The following is a 19289-nucleotide window of genomic DNA, read 5'->3' as shown; positions in this document are numbered from 1 at the left end:
CGAAATCGCACTTAAACAATGAGGTGCACACCGCTTGTCTTCTGCTGAAGCATCTTGTCAATCAAGGTTCCGATATGGGCGGCGGCTTCAATCGGAGGCGTTCCCCGTTTATGGATATTCGAAATGACCATGCGATCGGATTCCTTTTTACCTTTGCCCGGCTGGTAGCACATGTAGGCACTCATCGATTCGGCGCTCATCAGTCCCGGCCGTTCCCCGATCAAGAGGACAAGGGCTTTTGGCTTTAATATCTCGCCAATTTCATCCATGCAGGCGACGCGCCCACCTTTAACAAAAAAGGAGGTTCCGATCTGAAGATTGTAGGATTCCAGGGAATCGATCAATGCCGGATAAACGTCACTCAGGTTTTCTTCAATGGCCTTTGCGCTTAATCCATCCGACACAACGACCTGTACATCCGGTGCCTGCAGGCAGTTTTTCTGAAGGACGGCCTTTGCATCGTCGGCCAATAATCTTCCGTGGTCGGGCCGTTTTAAGTAATGTTCCATGGATTCCACTTGTGTGGTCACCGAGAAAAGGTTGAATTCGGACAGGATTTTGTCAGGCACGGTGCCGTATACCGAATCGACAGCAGCTGCGTGATCGGTACGAAATTGAAGCACATCCTTGGTTAAGGGCCTTGTTCCTGTCCGGCCGACGCCAATGCGGGCAGGGGTGAATTGTTTGAGCGTTTCAAGCGGATCTCGTTTTGAATTTGCCAACATGATAAGCCACTCCTTACGTTAGATTCATAAAAATCGTCGGATCGCCAGCCTTGGAGGTAAAAATGCCATTTTGCGTGATGCCTTGCTCTTCAAGCCACTGTGCAAAGAGGGGAGCAGGGGTCTGGCCGAGCACCTGGCGGACAGTAGCTATGTCGTGATAGCTCAGGGACTGGTAATTCAGCATGCAGTCATCGGCCATCGGTACGCCGATCATAAAATTTACACCCGCCGTTCCGAGCAGCATGCTCAGGTTGTCCATGTCATTTTGGTCGGCATCCATATGATTGGTGTAACAGACGTCAACGCCCATCGGCAGGCCGTGCATTTTGCCCATAAAATGATCTTCGAGACCTGCCCGGAGGACCTGCTTGCTGTTATACAAATATTCCGGTCCGATGAAGCCGACCACAGTGTTTACGATGAACGGCTTATAATGGCGGGCGAGGCCGTAGCACCGGGCTTCAAGTGTCACCTGGTCAATGTCAAAGTGGGCTTCAGATGAGAGTTCCGAGCCCTGGCCGGTTTCAAAGTACCAGCGGTTCGGGCCGGCTGCTGTTCCTTTTTCCTTGATCAAAGCGGTCGCTTCATCCAGCATGGAAAGGGAGATCCCAAACGAATCATTGCCAACTTCGGTACCAGCCAGACTTTGAAAAATCAGGTCAGCAGGCGCGCCTTTTTCGATCGCTCTCATCTGGCTGGTCACATGGGACAGCACACAGTTTTGGGTGGGAATCGACCATTCATTGATCACATTTTTCGTTTCATGCAGAAGGGCATAGATGTTGTCGGTCGTGTCAATGACGGGATTGATTCCAATCACCGCGTCACCGATTCCGTAGCTCAGAGCTTCATATAAAGAAGCTCTCATGCCCTTGATGTTATCGGACGGGTGATTGGGCTGGGCTCTGGAAGCGAGAATTCCTTTTTGGCCAATCGTCGTCTGGCAGGTGGTTTGCACTTCAATTTTGGAAGCAGCCTGAATCAAATCCAGATTGGACATGATTTTGGCGGTAGCGGCAATCATTTCACTGCTCAATCCTTGGCTAAGTGTTAACAAATCATCGCTGACGTGCTGTTCAGACAGGATATATTCCCTCAGCTCGGCGACGGTCCAGTTTTTGATGATTTCATAAACGGCAGCCTCGACCTGGTTTTCGATGAGTGCGGATACGTTGTCTTCATCGGGACTGAGCAGCGGGTAATTCCGAATTTCAGAAAGGGTAAGATCTGCCAGCACCTGCTTAGCGGCCATCCGTTCTTTCATGGAGCTGGCGCTGATTCCAGCCAGTTCGTCTCCGGAACGTTCTTCATTTGCTTTTGCCATGATTTCTTTCAGACTATGAAATGAAAAGGTTTCTCCTAATAAGGTCGTCGTTTTATACATGGTCAGTCTCCTTGAAAGTGGTTTGGATTAGGATGAAAAAGCCAGGGTTTTTACCGAAACGGAAATAGCTTCTCCTGCGACTGGCAATCCTAAATCGATAAAGTCTCCATGTGTAAAATCAATCTGATCCAGACAAATGATATCGAGCGTTTTGCTCTGTTTGGCGAGGGCCTGCCCCAACGCTTTTGCGATATCCTGTTCACATAGGACGACAAGGCACTTTGCTTCCTTAAAACAAGCGGTAAATTCAGCAAGGATAACTTTTGTCAACTGCTGAAGCATTGTATAGCTGCAGTATGGAAAGTGAGATAACGCCATAGCAACCGGAGGATCGTCCTCACTAAAAAGAGTGGAAGCCTGTTTTAATGCTTGTTGAACCCGTACTTGAAACCGCTCGGGCTCCCACTCCTCTTCCTGCTGTACGGGTACATCCACAATGGGAACGTTTTTTAGCGGAAGCCGGTCGGACTTGATATAGACGGTTGATCCGCTCACTTCCGTATTTTGCATGCCGGCACCAATGACCGTTGCCCGTGCGGTTTCAGGCGCCTCAGATACACCCAGAGCTTGAATATGAAAGGCAAGAAGCGGGCCGATATCTCCGTGCACGGTCACTTCCTCTAACGTTTCCGGCTTTTTCCCTTTCATCATGGCTCCCACGCCGCCTGACACGAGCAGGGTATCGGGCTGGATCGCGGACCTCGTATGAGGAGACACGAGCAGGGAAGAGGCTTTCCTGCTTCCTTTGACGTAATTGACCGTTTCTTCCGCCATCAGCTGGCAGATGGAAGAGAGTTGTTCGAAGCTCGCCTTTTCTCCTTTCCTCAATGGATTGAAACTATTTTCTAAAAATTCAGTCAAATAGGAAGAGACGTAGGTCACTTGGCCGTCCTTATCCAGACGAATCAGTCTTCCGCCCACATGAAGGGTGAACGTCTCAATGACTTTTCCGTCCTGACATAAAGCAATGTTGGCTGTGCCGCCACCCACATCGATATTTGCGATTATTTCACCGGTTTGAGTGGAGCGTTCGATGGCTCCTGATCCTTTGGCAGCCAGCACGCCTTCCAAATCGGCTCCTGCTGTCGCAACCACAAAGTTTCCGGCATGCTCCGCCAGGTAATGAACGATTTTCTCTGCATTTTGCTTGCGGGCACTTTCGCCTGTAATGATAACCGCTCCCGCATGGACTTGTTCCAGGGTGACCCCGGCTTGTTTGTACTCCTTCTGTAGCAACTGCGTTAATTGCTCTACATCAATTTCAACTTCGTTTACCAAAGGGGTGGTATAGATGGAACTGGCATACGTCACCCGGCGGTCGATAATTTGACAGCCTGGCAGCGTGAACTGATCCTGTGATTGTGCAATCAACAGCTCACTGATTATCAGTTTGGTTGTGCTTGTTCCAATATCTAATCCGATGCTTGTCATCCATTGCCGGGTCATATCACCAATTTTTCATCTCCTTTTGAATATGTTGACTATCAAAGTACAGATTTCCGACATCTTTCACTAACTGTGTCACAAAATCTAACAAACTTTCATGTGAAAAAGGTTACAAAAGTTAAAATAGTGGCAGATTTGACGCGATGTAACCGCTTTCTAGCAGTCTAACATGTTTTAGCAAGGGAACGAAACAGGTAGTAAAGCCTATATCCGTTTGGGATGATACTCCCAGACTTATTGCGTTAAAAGGTATCCTGCCATTCATGTTGAAAGTAAAGAGGTAGAGGTGAGGGAAATGGTCAAAGCAGATAAGTTCGCCTCCTAAAATCGCAAAATTACATTTTAGGAGGCAAATCAAATGACATTTCATATCATTGATCGCCAAAATTGGGATCGAGCTCCATATTTTGAACATTATTTAAGCCCAAGGTGCAGCTATAGCGTAACAGCGAATATTGTTATTACGAAGTTGATAGAAAGGCTTCAAACCAAAAAACTCAAGTTTTACCCTGCTTTTATTTACATGGTCAGCAAGGTTGTAAATGAGCATACCGAATTTCGAACGGGCTTTAACGACGGGGTATTAGGCTATTGGGATCACATGCTGCCAAGCTATACGATCTTCCACAACGATACCAAGACGTTCTCCAGCATATGGACGGAGTTCTCGCAGGATTATTGTGAGTTTTATAACAACTACAATGAAGATATGAAGCGATATTCTGATGTTCAGGGCTTTTTCACGAAAAGCCATGAACCTCCAAACACCTTTCCGATCTCCATGGTACCCTGGGTCAGTTTTACAGGGTTTAACTTGAATATAAACGAGGATAACAACTACTTATTGCCCATCCTTACAGGCGGAAAATATTTTAACCAGGACGGTAAAACACTTTTTCCATTAGCCGTACAAATGCATCATGCGGTATGCGACGGGTATCATGCGAGTTTGTTTATTAATGAGGTGCAGGAGCTGGCTGATCGATGTGAGGAATGGATCTTTTAAAAATAAAATGTAGAGGGGATGTATATGAGATTATCAACTTTAGTCATAGACGGGGAAGAGAAGGCTGCTGTTATAACAAACAATGGAGCAATCTCAATAGAAACGATCAATCAACAGTTTCAACAACGATTTGAAACCAGGGTTTTTGAAATCATTCAGTCTAACCAGCTCACCCATCTAACAGATTGGTATGACGCAAAGGACAGTGAAGAGCTCGACCAGGTTTGTGAAGTGATTCCGGGAGAGCAACTAAAATATGCTCCTCTATACAAACATCCAGGAAAGATATGGGGGATTGGTTTAAACTATGTGGAACATGCATCAGACCTTAGTGAAAAGGCGCCGAATACTGAACCGGCCAGCTTCATGAAGCCTGATACCACCATTATTGGATATAATGATACGATTCAGGTTCCTTTACAATCGGAAAGAACAACAGCAGAGGCGGAGCTTGGAATCATTATTGGACAGGAATGCAAGGACATTTCCGAGGAAGATGCTCAGTCGGTTGTAGCGGGTTATACGACGATTATTGATATGACGGCAGAAGATATTCTTCAGAGAAATCCCCGGTATCTAACACGATCAAAAAGTTTCGATACATTCTTTAGCTTTGGTCCTGAGCTCGTAACACCTGATGAAGTTGAAGATGTCCATAAATTGAACGTCTCGACGATTATAAATGGTAAAGTGCATCGGAAAAATGTGGTGGCCAACATGACTTTCCGGCCTTGGGACCTTGTATCCTTTCATTCAAAAGTGATGACATTGCTGCCAGGAGACATTATTTCAACAGGGACACCAGGTGCAGTGGTTATTAGGGACGGGGATATCGTAGAATGCCAGATTGATGGCTTTACACCATTGATAAATAAAGTTGAGGACCTAAAGGTAACGAAAGCAAAAAATCAAGCTGATAAAGCTGTAACGCAAAACTAATAAAAAATAAAATGCCATCCAAGTGATGGCGTTTTATTCTTAGCAGACTTCTTTCTTTTGGTGAAAGGATTTAAACGCTTGTTTAAAAACAAGAAGATGAAAACAACAACACTAATGATTACCATGAAAGTCACAGTTGAAAATGGAATCATTACCGTTCCGAACTCAGCGGGAATTGGCTATGAACCAAGTTTGGAAAAAATCAATAAGTACACGACATACAGTCAAACATATAGTTCAAATGAAATAGCAGCCGTTTAAAAAGTCTACAAAAAAAGCTCATCCTTACCAATGAACTGACCTAGCTAATTGGGACAGAAAAAAACACCTAGGCTGCCATGCTCCTGAATTCTACTGGAGTATGGCAGTTTAATTTTGTAAATGGTCGATTGTAATTATAATAATACATGTAATCTTGTACTTTTTCTTGTACAATGGAACTTGTAAGACGCGGTCTTAGCGGGCTGCTGAATTCTTCCGACTTTAGCGAGGAATGGAAGGATTCGATGACGGCATTATCCAAGCAATTGCCTTTCCGGGACATGCTTGTGATGATGCCTTTTTCTTTTGCCTTTTCCTGAAAAGCATAGGAAGTATATTGAGCTCCCTGGTCACTATGCAAGATCACCTCGTAGGTTTCTCGTCCTCTGCAGGCGTCTTCCAGGGTTTGAGTGACGAGCGAGGTATCTTGTTTATCACTGATTCGATAGGCCAGGATTTCGTTGTTGTACAAGTCCATGATGGTCGATAAATATAACATCTTTTCTCCATAAGGCAAATACGTAATATCTGTGACCCATTTCTGATTGGGCTTCTCTGCTGAAAAGTTTCGCTCCAGAAGATTGGCGACGATACATTTGCTTTCTCCTGCCGTATAGGAGGTTCTCTTTGGTTTTACCCGGCATTGAATGTTGTATTTCTGCATGATCTTCTGCACCGTATTTCGATGAGCTTTCATCTGGTGGTCTTTGTAGAGAAGGTCTCGCACCATTCGGTGCCCAATCCGGTATTTAAATGCTTTACACAGGGCCAGAATCTGTTGTTCCAATGGAGTGAGATCCCACGACTTGTTTTTCCACCGATAGTACGTGGACCTTGGAACCTTTAATCCTTCGCAAATCATGGCAATGGTGTACTTCTCTTTAAATAGATCCACTAATTCGACGAATACTTCTGGAACCACTTCCTTTCGATCTCCTGATACTTTCCCACTAATTCTTCTCTCATCTCATAAATGGCTAATTTTCGTTTAAGTTGTTCAAGCTCACTTATCTCTTCCGGTCCTTTCCCAAAGGTATATTGTTTTCCAATCGGTTGGGCTAACCGTTGTTCCTCCCCATCTCGAAACCACTTCATCCACGTTTTAATTTGCGTACGATTCTTAATCCCAAATTGATTCATCAGTTCCTGGTTGGAATACTCTCCTGTTAATTTTAGACGAATCACTTCTCTTTTTAGCTCTTCAGAATAGATCTTCTTTTTTCTCGCCATGAGAAAAACACCTCCACTTTGTCGATATTTGTATATACGACCATGGGGGTGTTTTTTCCTTTGTCTCATTTAATTAGGTCACTCTACCAAATTGGGATGAGCTTTTTATAGTTATAAAAGTTTTTTGTTCTGTAGTGGTTTTAAGTCCTATTTTTAACCTATGAAGCCTTCACTGTAACTGCTGATGGAGCTTTTGCGCTGAATCTGCTAATCACCAGGCCTACAATAGTACCAACAAGTGCAGGCACGATCCATTCTAATCCAACAGAGGATAGGGGAAGGAGGTTTCTCAAGGTTTGAATTGGCCCTAAATCAAGGCCGAACGTATTTAAACCGTTGATTACGGCAAATACAGCTGTAAATAAGATCGCGCTTCCGTAGACTTTTTTCGCATTCTTAAAGAAGCGATGGAAAAAGGTTAGTGTGATTAATACGATTGTTAACGGATAAGCAGTGACAAGGAACGGCACCGAAACTTTAAGGATTTGGTTCAATCCCAGGTTTGAAAGGGTGAAGCCTACAAGTGTAACGGCTAACACGACCGTTTTGTAGCTTGCTTTAGGAATCAGATTCGAAAAATATTGGCCACAGGCTGATGTTAATCCGACTACTGTGGTGAAGCAGGCTAACGTAAAAATTAAGCCGAGCAAGGTTTTACCGCTCTGTCCCAATAAAAGGGTCGAAGCCGTTGAGAGAATTTCGGTGCCATTCTCAAACGAACCATTGGCCTGCATTTTTCCACCAATTAATCCGAGACTGATGTATACCAATGAAAGCAATACCCCGGCAACCAACCCGGCTTTCAACGTATAGTTCGTTAATTGTTTTCTATCACGGACGCCTCTTTGCTGGATCGCTGTAAGAATGACAATTCCAAATGCCAGTGCAGCAAGGGCATCCATTGTGTTATACCCTTCAAGGAAGCCTGTAGAAAAAGCACCGGATTCATATTTCGCTGATGGTGACTGGAGTGGCGCATCCAGTTTAACAAACCCGACTACGCACAAGACAACCATAGCTAACAGTAAAACTGGAGTAATCCAACGGCCCATGTATTTTTCCATTTTGGAAGGGTTTAAGCTGATAACATAAACAAGGGCAAAGAATAGAACAGTGAATAAGAATAAAATCAAAGATGAGTTCACTGATTTTCCAAGAAAGGGTTTAACTCCCATCTCATAAGCAACATTGGCGTTTCGCGGAATAGCAAGGAATGGTCCAATCGATAAATAAATGACAACCATAAAGGCTGTACTGAATAGCGGATGAACGCGATTTCCGATGGTTTGGACGCCGCCTTTTACAAGGGAAACGGCGAACAGCACGGCAAAGGGCAATCCCACGCCGGTAACGATAAATCCTGTCATGGCGAGCCAGTAAGATGTACCAGACTCCGCTCCAAGGAATGGCGGGAAGATCAGGTTTCCGGCTCCAAAAAACATAGAAAATAACATCAATCCAATAAATAAGGTGTCCAGTTTTCTCAAAGTAATCTCTCCTTTATTGTTTTTTAAACATAAAAAAACCCGTCCCTAATGCAGGGACGAGTTTGTGCTCGCGTTACCACCCTTATTCCGCAGCTAACAAGCTTACGGCTCTCAGTCAACGTACAATCATACGTGTTCCTTGTAACGGCGGACAACCCGTCAAAGCTTACGAATGTTCAGCTTTGCACCTCAGAGATGATATTCGGACAAGACCTGAACATCGGCTTTCACCAGACACCGACTCTCTTTAGGACAGGATTCCTATCTTACTCTTCTCGTCATTGATTTTAGTTATAAAAGTAATTTAGCAAACGAAAATTGATAAGTCAATATTTTTTGGTAATTTTAAATATTGGTAACTCAAACTAAATATGGGTTGGGAAGGAAGCGGGAGGAAACGGTTGAAGACTGGTTTGATCGAATGGATTATAAGTCGGAAACGAAAAGAGAGATTGCGGATTTATACAGAAAGGTACGATATGGTGAGCATCCACTTACAAAACAGGAACTGGACGTATAAAAAAGAAATATCTCAGAGTTGAAAAAGGAAATAAAAAGAGCTTCAAAAGAGAAGTAATGCTAAAAGCAGTGCCATTTCTGATGGGAAATGGCACTGCTTTTAAACGATTGTTTAAACTGCCTTTATTCCCTTTATTCCCTTTTGCGAAAAAAACGACAAAGCTCTTCATATGTTTCATTTGGCGCTTCTTCCGCAAGATAGTGCCCGCAGTCGAGTTCCCTGCCTTCGTGGGTCGCCCAGTCCTGCCAAACGTCAAGCACATTATACCAGCGTGGGAGCATTCCTTTTTTGCCCCAGAGCACAAGAGTAGGGCATTGGATTTTTTTATTTCCCCGGTCTGCTTCATCAAGCTCATAATCAATCGAGGCACCTGCCCTGTAATCCTCGCACATCGCATGGATGGTTCCGGGCTCGTTGATCCACCGCAAATAATCCCGAAGTGCTGCCGGGTCAAACAGCTCCTTTTTCCCGTTGAAGTAAAGGTGCTCTGGGTTTTCACCAATCATTTTTTCTGGAAGGTCGTAAGGCTGGGCCAGAAAAAACCAATGAAAGTAGCCCATGCCAAAGTCCATCGTCGTCCTGCGGAAAGCTTCTCCGGTTGGTACGATGTCGAGGACTGCCAGCCTTGTCACCTTTTCGGGTTCGTCAAGGGCTAACCGGTAGGCGACCCTGCCGCCCCGGTCGTGGCCCGCTATGGCAAATTCGGTATAGCCAAGCTGATTCATGAGCGATACCATATCCTTTGCCATGGCCCGCTTGGAATAAGGATAGTGGTTCTCATCCGTTCGTGGCTTCGAGCTTCCGCCGTATCCTCTTAAATCAGGAGCAATCACCGTAAAGTGTTTGGCCAAAAGGGGTGCTGTTTTATGCCACATGACATGAGTCTGGGGATGGCCATGAAGCAGCAGCAGCGGTGGTCCTTCTCCGCCAATGCGGACACGCAGTGTAGCTTCACTGGATTGTATTTATTTTAATGCGAAGTGTTCAAACAACGCAATCTCCTCCTTTCATTTCCATTACCCTGTTGAAATGGACGGATAAACTGCAGTTTCTGTTGGGAAATCGCGCTGCTTTTAAACGCTCGTTTAACTATTATTCTTCTTCATTCCCTCTGGAAATAACGTTACCTTTTGCATCATAAACGGTCACCTTCACCGGCAACTTTACTTCATCTTTTTGAAAAGTCGCATACCACACCCACAGGTCATCCCGGACGAAGAAGCGGTTTGGCTGTACATGGCCTTCACTGTTAATGACGATGGTCTTAGCCTCGTCCTCGGCAAACCCGTATATGATGGACAAATTCTTTTGGACCTTATTTTTTACCTGCCAGATGATCGGGCCTCTGTCGCCACGCTCCTCGTTAAATTCCTGGAAATTCAGCATCGGGTAAATGAACTTTTTAAATTCGGTAAATGCATTATTGGTCAACGCGGGAGTAATCCCTGTACTGCTCTCGGCAAAAACCAGATGTGAGTCAGCATCAAACAAACGAATTCCTTTGCAGTCACCATCCTGGTCCGCCACTCTTTGGCAGACCTGCTCTTCGAGGGATGTGTCGGGAATGTCAGGAGGAGCTGGGCTGGCCGGACTCGATGGCCGTGAAACAAAAAAGTAAATCACCACAATGATCCCTATACAAAGTACACCTAATACCCATTTTTTACTCATCTTCAAAAGCCCCCGTTTCAACTTCATTTTAAAGATATTCCGTTTCTGTGAGGTTTTTCCTTTTTGTTACCCATCATATGTTGCCTTCGAAATGACCATGAGGAAATCGGCCTTTGGCAGGATATGGATTAGACGAACCAGAAAAGCGATTTTATAATAGAGGAAGAAAACGTTTACAGAGGAAGAATCCTTAAAAACAGGCGAGGGGAGGTGTACACGATGGCAGAGTATGTATCTAAGGCAAATCGTGAAGACAAAGGAATGATTTTTACATTTTCGAAAAGAAACCAGCAATTTGTCTATTCGTATTCTCATGGGCCTTTGCTGGACCAAATCCATGGGGGCCAGGAGATTACCGGAAAAACCGTTTTTGACCTGTATAAGAATGCGCCTGATCTGGCACATGTTATCCATGAATATTATGAAATGGCGTGGAATGGAGAGTATGTGGAATACGAAGTTCATTTTCGGGACAAAGAGTACCTCACCAGTCTCCGTCCTGTGGCCGATCAAGGAACAGTAGCTCAAGTGGTGGGGATATGTACGGACATCACACTGCAAAAAGAGCAGGAAAGAAAGTTGGCCCATGCGATGGCACGATCCGACTTTCTATCAAAAATGAGCCACGAGCTCCGCACGCCGCTGAATGGCATACTGGGATTTGCCCAGCTTTTGGAATTGGAAGAGGACTTAACGGACACCCAGTATGATTTTGTACAGGAAATACTAAATGGCGGAAGGCACCTGCTGGAATTGGTTAATGAGGTACTGGATCTATCACGCATCGAAACTGGCAACTTGAAGATAGCCATTACTGAAGTTGAGCTTCTAACGGTGCTCCAGGAATGCGTTAAGATTGTTAATCCGATGGCCAAGAAGAAGAATATTACGATCGATGTACAGCGTGATCATTCCAATACGACGATGCGGGTGCTGGCGGATCCTGTACGCCTGAAGCAGATCTTCCTTAACCTGTTGAATAATGCGATCAAATATAACCGGGAATTTGGAAAGGTGTATCTCTACTGTCACCAGGAAGGCGATCATCAGGTGATCCAGGTGGAGGATACAGGAGTCGGTTTCTCAGCCTCCGAGTATAATAAAGTGTTTGTTCCTTTTTATCGAATTGAAGGTTCCAAGGAAGAGGGGACGGGGATTGGGCTCTCGCTGGTCAAACAGCTTGTCAATCTGATGGATGGAAAGATTTCTGTGACCAGTACGAAAGGAAAAGGAAGCAATTTCAAGGTCACTCTGCCTGTCCCTCCTAACCTAAAGACAGGAGTCAGGTGGGGAGAAAACGTGGAACCCGACGGCACGGATATGGAGAAAACCGACGTTTACCGGTTGCTCTATATTGAAGACAATGAATCTAATATTCATCTTGTCCAAAATATTCTTAACCCACAGCCTGCGTATTCGCTTCTTGTTGCCCGCACGGCGAAAGAAGGGCTGGCCCTGCTGGCACACGAAAAAGTAGACATGATTTTACTGGATATTAACCTTCCGGACATGGATGGCTATGAAATGATCGACATCATCAGAGCCTCAGACGCGGCCAAGGATACAGCGGTCATTGCTGTTAGCTCCATGGCAGCTTCCGGAAACATACAGCAGGCGCTTGACAGGGGCTTCGATCATTATGTGACGAAGCCGATCAATGTCAAGGAATTTCTGACTGTGATCAATGATGTACTGAACAATACGATTCACCAAAATATACCCGATGCGAGAATTTACAGCACAGGCCCGCATGGTGAGCAAGCCGTATCGGCAAAAACGCTGCAGCTTTCCCTGGAAGACCTGAAGAAAATCAATGAGAAAAAGTATCGGGCTGCCATTTCCATGCATTATGCCGGGAATGATTGGGCAAGAACCCAGGTGGAAGGATTAACCGTAACGTTTGAACGAATGGGAATTGAGGTCATTGCCGTTACCAATGCAGAATTTAACTGGGAAAAGCAAGTGGCTGATATTGATGGAATCGTTGCCAAACAACCGGATATCCTTGTAAGTATTCCTGTCGATTCGATCAAGACGGCAAAAGCTTACCAAAAGGCGGCACAGTCCGGCATCAAGCTGATTTTTATGGAAAACACACCGGAAGGACTGAAGCATGGCGAGGATTATGTCAGCATCGTCTCCGCCGACCACTATGGAAACGGTGAGGAATCCGCCCATATCATGGGTGAGCAGCTGAAAGGCAGGGGCTCAATTGGAGTCATTTACTATGAAGGCGATTTCTTTTCCACTCGGCAGCGGACCACAGCCTTTGAAAAAACAATCAAAGAACACTATCCCGGCATCCGAATTGTCGAACGGGTGGGAATCAAAGGTCCGGACGGCGGAGAAGAAGCCACTGCCTGTCTGTTGGACAGGCATCCCGGTCTGAATGGCGTGTTTGTCGTATGGGACATACCAGCGGAAGGGGCGATGACCGCGGCCCGCAAGGCAGGAAGAGACGATTTGGTCATCACAACGACAGATCTTGGTATCCATGTTGCTCTGGACATGGCTCGTGACGGACTGATTAAAGGATTGGGCGCCCAACTTCCGTATCAACAGGGAGTGGCCGAAGCCATTTTGGCAGGTTACGCCCTTCTTGGCCGACAGGCACCGCCTTATGTCGCGGTGCCGGCATTAAAGGTGACCCAAAGGAACATGCTGGAGGCCTGGAAGCTCGTGTATAACATGGAGGTACCGGAAAGGATCCAAAATGCACTGCAGGAAAAAGGGAGATGATGAGATGAAAGTGCTGATTGCTGAGGATGATGCTTCTTCAAGAAAACTGCTTAAACTGTTTATCGACAGTCTGCCTGATTACCATATTGCAGGAGAAGCAAAAAACGGGGAGGAATTAATTCAATATGCCGCCAGTGAAAAGCCGGATATTGCATTGGTGGACATCGGCATGCCCTTGTTAAATGGGATGGAGGCTGTCAAGGCGTGCAAGGAATTCCAGCCGTCCATGCAGGTGATTTTTATTACGGGACACGACGATTATGCTCTTGAGGCATTCGAAGTGAGGGCGGTGGACTATATTATGAAACCGATCGAACGGAACCGCCTGTACGGAGCTTTGGATAGGGCGGCACAGGTGATTTATTCACAGGGTGAGAGGGTGCCGACCGTTAAAAAGGACCTGAAGATCAAGCAGCAGAGAAACATCATTTTTATCCCGTTGGACGACATTTTGTTTATTGAACGGATGGACCGCAAGTCTGTCATTCATACGAAAAACAAATCCTATGAGACGAATGAACCGCTGGCAAGTTTGGAAGTGGCTCTGGATTCGAGGTTCCAGTCATCACACCGGTCATATATCATCAACGCGGAGCATCTCGTGCGGATTGAAGCAGCCGGACAAATGTACAAAGCCTATTTTAAGGACTACGGGGAAACCGCAAAGATTTCCAAGCATAAAGTCGACGAACTGCAGCGGTATAAGGCGTTATAAGATCACTTAAAATAGGTTGAACACGGAAATACAAGAGGAAATCGAGAACTTACTGGCCAAAATTTGAGATTTACTGTCCAAAACAACGATTCCACTGTCCAACCATTCATTATAGAAACGGGCTGTCCAAGAAGTCTGGAAGCCGTTGATTTTCGTTCCAGGCCGCTCGCTTTTACCGGCGCGAGCGCCTACCTTCGCGGGGCGTGCGGTGAGCCTTACCGGCGTGAACGCCTACCTTTTGGCGCAAGCACCTGCGGTACCGGTGCTAGCACCTACTTAGTCTCACCTGTCACGCTAGTCCCACAGGACAAGGAACACTTCGGCAGCGAGAACATCGCACGAAGAAAATGTGAAGTTCATTTTCGAGGAGTCTCGCGCCTTCCACTACAATCAACTTTCATGGAAGTTTTTTACGCAAAAAGGAGCTGCCTGAGGGTCAATTTTTGACTTTCAGGACAGCTCCTTTTTTATTTTTTAAAATTTGTGGTTTTTTTGTTTCACTGGATTAATTAGACGTTCGAATATTAAAAACACCTGGTCCGAATGGAAGAAAAAGCGGTCTGAAAGCGGTTAGACAACCGAAATGTATGCGATTACAATGCCGTTATAGATAGTCTGACGAAACACAAAAACAGAAGAGAGAGTCTAGATATGGCAGGGATAAGAGATGTAGCTGAGCAGGCAAATGTATCGATTGCTACGGTGTCCAGGGTGCTGAGCAAACCGGAAACAGTAGCAGAAGAGACGATGAAAAAGGTCATGAAAGTGATTGAGCTATTAAACTACCAGCCCAATGCAGCAGCCCGCCAGTTGAGGCTGTCGGAAACGACCACGATATTGGTTGTAGTCCCGGATATAACGAATACCTTTTTTTCAAAGGTGTTGAGAGGCATAGAATCGGTCGCCATCGAGAATGGATACCAGGTTCTTCTTGGCGACTCGGCCAACAATGCGGAGCGGGGGAAAGGATACCTGAATATCCTCCGCCAAAAAAAAGCTGCCGGGATGATCTTGCTGACGGCTGGGATTGAGGCGAAGATCGTTGAGAAAATCGCCCTTGAGTATCCTGTGGTTCTAGCCTGCGAGTACTTAGAAGGTGTCAACGTACCCACCGTATCCATCGATAATGTAAGCAGTGCACGCAAAGCGACTGAGTACCTGATCCATCTGGGTCATAAGAAAATCGGGCTCATTTCGGGCCCGATGAACAGTGTGCTTGGGCGCGACCGGCTAAAGGGCTTCTACCAGGCAATGGCCCAGTACAACGTAAAGGTTGAACCTGAACTGGTTCAGGAAGGGGATTTTTCCTACGAAACCGGCTTTAACATGATGCTGAAGCTGCTGGCGTACAGCCAAACTCCAACCGCGGTATTTGCAGCGAATGACGAGATGGCCTTCGGTGCCATTAACGCGGCCGAACAGAAGGGATTATCGGTGCCAAGGGATATTTCAATTATAGGGTTCGATGACATCCAGTTTTCAGCCATTTTTAAACCCGCACTGACTACTGTATCTCAGCCGGCATTCCAAATCGGAACGAAAGCGATGGATCTGCTGCTAAGGCTGATGACAAAACAGAGGTTCAGCAAAACCAAAACCCAGTACATTTTGGAAAACCAAATCATCACCCGGGATTCATGCCAAAAGCACGATCAGTAAACACAACATGTAAACGTTTACGAATCAGCAACCAAATGAATAGGCAAAGGAAAGCCAAAAATTTTTGAAACGACTGTAAACGTTTACAGTAAGGTGGACCGATAAATGCTGAAAAATGACCTGAGAATGAATGTAAACGTTACTAAACATCCTTAAGGAGGTGGTGTTGGCGGTATTCTGCTTCCCAATCATGAATCTTAAAAACCATCAATTAAGGGGGAAAAATAATGAAACTCGGATATCAAACAAATACATGGGGCGGGGTCGTCGGCCATCCGGCAGGAGTTACGTCCATAAAAGATTTATTCTATCTGGCCAATGGATCAACAGAGGAAGCGTTACAGGACATTAAGGATGCAGGTTTTAAAGGGTTTGAACTCTTTGATGGAAACCTGATGGAATACAAGGACCAAAAGGAAGCGTTCAAGGAATTGATCAAGCGGCATTCCCTGGAGTTTGTCGGGGTATACGCAGGCGCTAACTTTATCTACCCGGATATTTGGACTGAAGAGCTGCTCCGGCTGGAGGAAGCAGCATCACTCGCTTCAGAGCTGGGGGCACGGCATTTCGTTGTTGGCGGGGGAGCCGTCCGGGCGAACGGAATATTGGACAGCGACTACCGTCAACTGGGGGAGGCACTAAACCAGGTTGCAGCGCTTGCGGAAAAATACGGCCTCATCCCGAGCTACCATCCTCATTTGGGAACGATTGTTCAATCACCGGATCAACTGGACAAGCTAATGCCGCTGACGACCATCAATCTTTGCCCTGATACCGCCCATATAGAAGCAGGCGGAGGGGACCCGGTTGAAGTGATCAAAAAATACATCAACCGCATCAAATATATTCATTTGAAAGATTACCGCGATGGCGCGTTTGTCCCTCTTGGTGAAGGAGTACAAAAGTTTGACCAAATGATTCGCCTTCTGGATGACGCGGGCTATGATGACTGGATCATTATTGAACTGGATCAATATGAGGATCCGAAAAAAGGAGCAACGATCAGCCGCGAGTATTTGACTCAATTTGAAAAAGTTAATAGATAGGGAGGTTAGGTCCATGAAAAAGATAGGTTCTGTTGTAACGGCTGCCGCCCTGGCCGGCATGCTGGTGCTTACCGGCTGTGGAAAGCAAGATGCAAGTTCGAGTGCCAATGGAAAAAGTGAAACCAGTGATCTGAAGACACAGGAATCACCGAAATCGGGTCCGATTACGATCAACCCGAAGATTGAAGACAAAGAGATTTTAGGAAAGGGTCCATATGGCGAAAAGGCGGTTTCCGCCAAAACATTGAAGCTGACAGAGGCCGAGATTGCCAAGATCAAAAAAGGTAACTATAAAGCGGCCATTGTCATGCATTACACAGGAAACGACTACTCCACCGCCCAAATCCGGGCGCTTAAAGCGACCTTTAAACGGATGGGCGTGAAGGTTATTGCGGTAACCGATGCTCAATTTAAAGCGGAAAAGCAGGTATCGGACATCGAGACGGTCCTGGCAAAAAAGCCTGATATTATCGTGAGTGTTCCGGTTGACCGCGTTTCGACCGCCGGAGCCTTCAAAAAAGCGGCGGATGCTGGTGTAAAGGTCGTGTTTGTGGATGGCGTTGCGAATGACCTGAAACCTGGAAAAGACTATGTCAGCGTCGTGTCGGGTGACAATTCCGGAAACGGTGCAGCTGCAGCAGAGGTAATGGGCGAGAAGCTGGGCGGAAAAGGAAAAATCGGCGTAATCTATCATGATGCTGATTTCTTTGTCACCAAGCAGCGGTCCGATGAGTTTGAAAAAACGATCAAGGAAAAATACCCAAAGATCAAAATTGTAGCCAGAGCCGGTATATCAGGACCGAATGATGGCGAAAAGGTCGCTTCAGGAATGCTTACCAAATACCGTGACCTTGATGGACTGTTTGTCATCTGGGACGTGCCGGCCGAAGGGGCACTGGCTGCTGCACGGACGGCAGGCAAGGATAATCTTGTCGTTACAACGACCGACCTTGGAACGAATGTGGGCTTGGAAATTGCCTCCGGAGGTATCGTGAAAGGCCTGGGGGCCCAGTTGCCTTATGACCAGGGAGTAGCGGAAGCGATGCTGGCGGGCTATGCGATGCTTGGAAAGAAAGCACCAACTTATGTAGCGGCACCGGCTGTAAAGGTAACTAAGGATAATGTATTGGAATCCTGGAGACTGGTGTACGGGGCGGACGCTCCAGATGTTATCAAGGATGCTGCAAAATAAAAAACACAGGAGGAATGATTGAAATGAAACGATTTAACGTAGGAATGATTGGCGGAGGATTTATGGGAAAAGCACATGCACTGGCGTATGCAGGCATGCCGATGTTCTTTTGGCCGGCACCGGCGGTTCCCCACCGTCACACCATTGTAGATGTGACGGAGGAGCTGGCAAAGAACGCAGCGATGAAGCTGGGCTTCGACCACTATGAAACGGATTGGAGAAAAGTAGTGAACGACCCGGAAATCGATGTAATCGATATTGTCACGCCCAACCATACCCATGCCGAAATCGCGATCGCAGCGGCCAAGGCTGGTAAGCACATCATTTGTGAAAAGCCGTTGGCGCTCGGTGCCGAGCAAGCAAAAGAAATGCTGGATGCCGTAAATGAAGCCGGTGTGAAACACATGGTTGCTTTTAACTACAGAAGAACGCCTGCTGTTGCATTGGCGAAAAAATATATTGAAGAAGGGCGAATCGGCAAGATTTTAAGCTTCCGTGGTACGTATCTTCAAGACTGGTCAGCTGACCCTGAATCCCCGCTCTCATGGCGCTTTCAGAAAAAGATCGCCGGATCTGGTGCGTTGGGTGATATCGGGACACACGTTGTTGATTTTGCGCGTTACCTTGTCGGCGAAATTACAGATGTGAATGCTGTAACGAAAACATGGATTCCTGAACGACCGGTTCAAACCGGAGGTACAGACAGTCTCGGGAACGTAAAAGGTGGCGCGGACGTTCCAAAGAGCCCTGTGGATGTAGACGATGAATTCATTACGATGGTGAAATTCGACCAGGGCGCTATTGGAACCATTGAAGCGACCAGAAATGCCTGGGGACGAAACAATTACCTAACGTTTGAAATCCATGGCGAAAAAGGTTCTCTCGCCTTCAATTACGAACGCCGTGATGAACTGCAAGTATGCTTCTCGGATGATCCGGGAGACGCAAAAGGGTTCCGTACCGTTTACACAGGGCCGAATCACCCGTATGGCGAAGGATTATGGCCAATACCGGCACTGGGTATCGGCTACGGGGAAACCAAGATCATTGAAACCTATGACTTTTTCAAATCAATCACAGAGGATACTGTCGTTTCACCAAACTTCCATGACGGCTACAAAATCGAAGCCATTGCTGACGCGATTCTTCAATCGGCAGAAAACAGCCAATGGGTGACGGTGGCAAAGGAACTCTCCGAAGTGAAATAAACTGAAGTGAAATTCGATAAGGGCTGCCTCTATAACGCAGTCCTTATTAGCTAAGAGGGTG

Annotated in this window: 16 protein-coding genes and 1 other annotated feature; of the genes, 9 read left to right on the top strand and 7 right to left on the bottom strand. The window is 46.2% G+C overall.

Going from position 1 to position 19289, the window contains the following annotated elements; translation table 11 throughout:
• Positions 1 to 11: 11 nt before the first annotated feature.
• Genes eutC through QNH15_RS23500 form a run of 3 tightly spaced genes read right to left on the bottom strand, consistent with a single transcriptional unit; the run spans position 12 to position 3555 of the window.
• Positions 12 to 725: an ethanolamine ammonia-lyase subunit EutC gene (gene eutC / locus QNH15_RS23510; RefSeq protein WP_283890965.1), complete on the bottom strand. Its 714-nt coding sequence runs from the start codon at positions 723 to 725 to the stop codon at positions 12 to 14.
• A gap of 13 nt (positions 726 to 738) precedes the next feature.
• Entirely contained in the window at positions 739 to 2109 is a 1371-nt protein-coding gene (locus QNH15_RS23505) for an ethanolamine ammonia-lyase subunit EutB (protein WP_283890963.1), read from the bottom strand.
• 27 nt (positions 2110 to 2136) lie between these two features.
• Complete coding sequence (locus QNH15_RS23500) at positions 2137 to 3555, bottom strand: ethanolamine ammonia-lyase reactivating factor EutA (RefSeq protein WP_283890961.1); 1419 nt, start codon at positions 3553 to 3555, stop codon at positions 2137 to 2139.
• Positions 3556 to 3913: 358 nt separating this feature from the next.
• Here QNH15_RS23500 and catA point away from each other — a divergent pair, with 358 nt between their 5' ends.
• The 3 genes from catA to QNH15_RS23485 are packed head-to-tail and all read left to right on the top strand — an operon-like array spanning position 3914 to position 5761.
• Complete coding sequence (gene catA / locus QNH15_RS23495; protein WP_283890959.1) at positions 3914 to 4561, top strand: type A chloramphenicol O-acetyltransferase; 648 nt, start codon at positions 3914 to 3916, stop codon at positions 4559 to 4561.
• 24 nt (positions 4562 to 4585) lie between these two features.
• On the top strand, positions 4586 to 5500 hold the full coding sequence (locus QNH15_RS23490) for a fumarylacetoacetate hydrolase family protein (protein ID WP_283890957.1): 915 nt from the start codon (positions 4586 to 4588) through the stop codon (positions 5498 to 5500).
• 57 nt (positions 5501 to 5557) lie between these two features.
• Positions 5558 to 5761, top strand: coding sequence for a hypothetical protein (locus QNH15_RS23485; RefSeq protein ID WP_283890955.1), 204 nt, complete (start codon positions 5558 to 5560; stop codon positions 5759 to 5761).
• 67 nt (positions 5762 to 5828) lie between these two features.
• On the opposite strand, the gene QNH15_RS23480 is transcribed toward QNH15_RS23485, so the two are convergent.
• From QNH15_RS23480 to QNH15_RS23465, 4 genes are all read right to left on the bottom strand, one after another.
• Positions 5829 to 6991, bottom strand: a protein-coding gene (locus QNH15_RS23480; protein ID WP_283890954.1) for an IS3 family transposase whose coding sequence is annotated in 2 segments (ribosomal slippage) — positions 5829 to 6709 and positions 6709 to 6991 — 1164 coding nt in all. Because the reading frame shifts where the segments join, the coding sequence is not laid out codon by codon here.
• Positions 6992 to 7149: 158 nt separating this feature from the next.
• Positions 7150 to 8478 carry a branched-chain amino acid transport system II carrier protein gene (brnQ, locus tag QNH15_RS23475; RefSeq protein ID WP_283890952.1) on the bottom strand — a complete coding sequence of 443 codons (1329 nt, stop codon included), beginning with the start codon at positions 8476 to 8478 and terminating at the stop codon, positions 7150 to 7152.
• 49 nt (positions 8479 to 8527) lie between these two features.
• Positions 8528 to 8769 (bottom strand) — a binding site (T-box leader).
• A 360-nt stretch (positions 8770 to 9129) separates the two neighbouring features.
• Positions 9130 to 9942, bottom strand: a complete 813-nt coding sequence (locus QNH15_RS23470) for an alpha/beta fold hydrolase (RefSeq protein ID WP_283895742.1) — start codon at positions 9940 to 9942, stop codon at positions 9130 to 9132.
• A gap of 148 nt (positions 9943 to 10090) precedes the next feature.
• Positions 10091 to 10669 carry a hypothetical protein gene (locus tag QNH15_RS23465; protein ID WP_283890950.1) on the bottom strand — a complete coding sequence of 193 codons (579 nt, stop codon included), beginning with the start codon at positions 10667 to 10669 and terminating at the stop codon, positions 10091 to 10093.
• 219 nt (positions 10670 to 10888) lie between these two features.
• On the opposite strand from QNH15_RS23465, the gene QNH15_RS23460 reads away from it, so the two are divergent.
• The 6 genes from QNH15_RS23460 (at position 10889) to QNH15_RS23435 (ending at position 19228) form a co-directional block, all read left to right on the top strand.
• Positions 10889 to 13408: a substrate-binding domain-containing protein gene (locus QNH15_RS23460; RefSeq protein ID WP_283890949.1), complete on the top strand. Its 2520-nt coding sequence runs from the start codon at positions 10889 to 10891 to the stop codon at positions 13406 to 13408.
• 4 nt (positions 13409 to 13412) lie between these two features.
• Positions 13413 to 14123, top strand: coding sequence for a LytR/AlgR family response regulator transcription factor (locus QNH15_RS23455; RefSeq protein WP_283890948.1), 711 nt, complete (start codon positions 13413 to 13415; stop codon positions 14121 to 14123).
• 651 nt (positions 14124 to 14774) lie between these two features.
• Entirely contained in the window at positions 14775 to 15782 is a 1008-nt protein-coding gene (locus QNH15_RS23450; protein ID WP_283890946.1) for a LacI family DNA-binding transcriptional regulator, read from the top strand.
• A 227-nt stretch (positions 15783 to 16009) separates the two neighbouring features.
• Entirely contained in the window at positions 16010 to 16828 is an 819-nt protein-coding gene (locus tag QNH15_RS23445) for a sugar phosphate isomerase/epimerase family protein (protein WP_129479339.1), read from the top strand.
• Positions 16829 to 16841: 13 nt separating this feature from the next.
• Positions 16842 to 18020, top strand: coding sequence for a substrate-binding domain-containing protein (locus tag QNH15_RS23440; protein WP_283890943.1), 1179 nt, complete (start codon positions 16842 to 16844; stop codon positions 18018 to 18020).
• A 23-nt stretch (positions 18021 to 18043) separates the two neighbouring features.
• The gene (locus QNH15_RS23435; protein ID WP_283890941.1) at positions 18044 to 19228 is read left to right on the top strand and encodes a levoglucosan dehydrogenase; all 1185 of its coding nucleotides are present in this window, start codon (positions 18044 to 18046) and stop codon (positions 19226 to 19228) included.
• Positions 19229 to 19289: the final 61 nt, after the last annotated feature.

The organism is Fictibacillus enclensis (assembly GCF_030123385.1).
GTDB classification, from domain to species: Bacteria; Bacillota; Bacilli; order Bacillales; family Fictibacillaceae; genus Fictibacillus_C; species Fictibacillus_C enclensis.
This window is presented reverse-complemented; position numbering and strand designations above follow the sequence as displayed.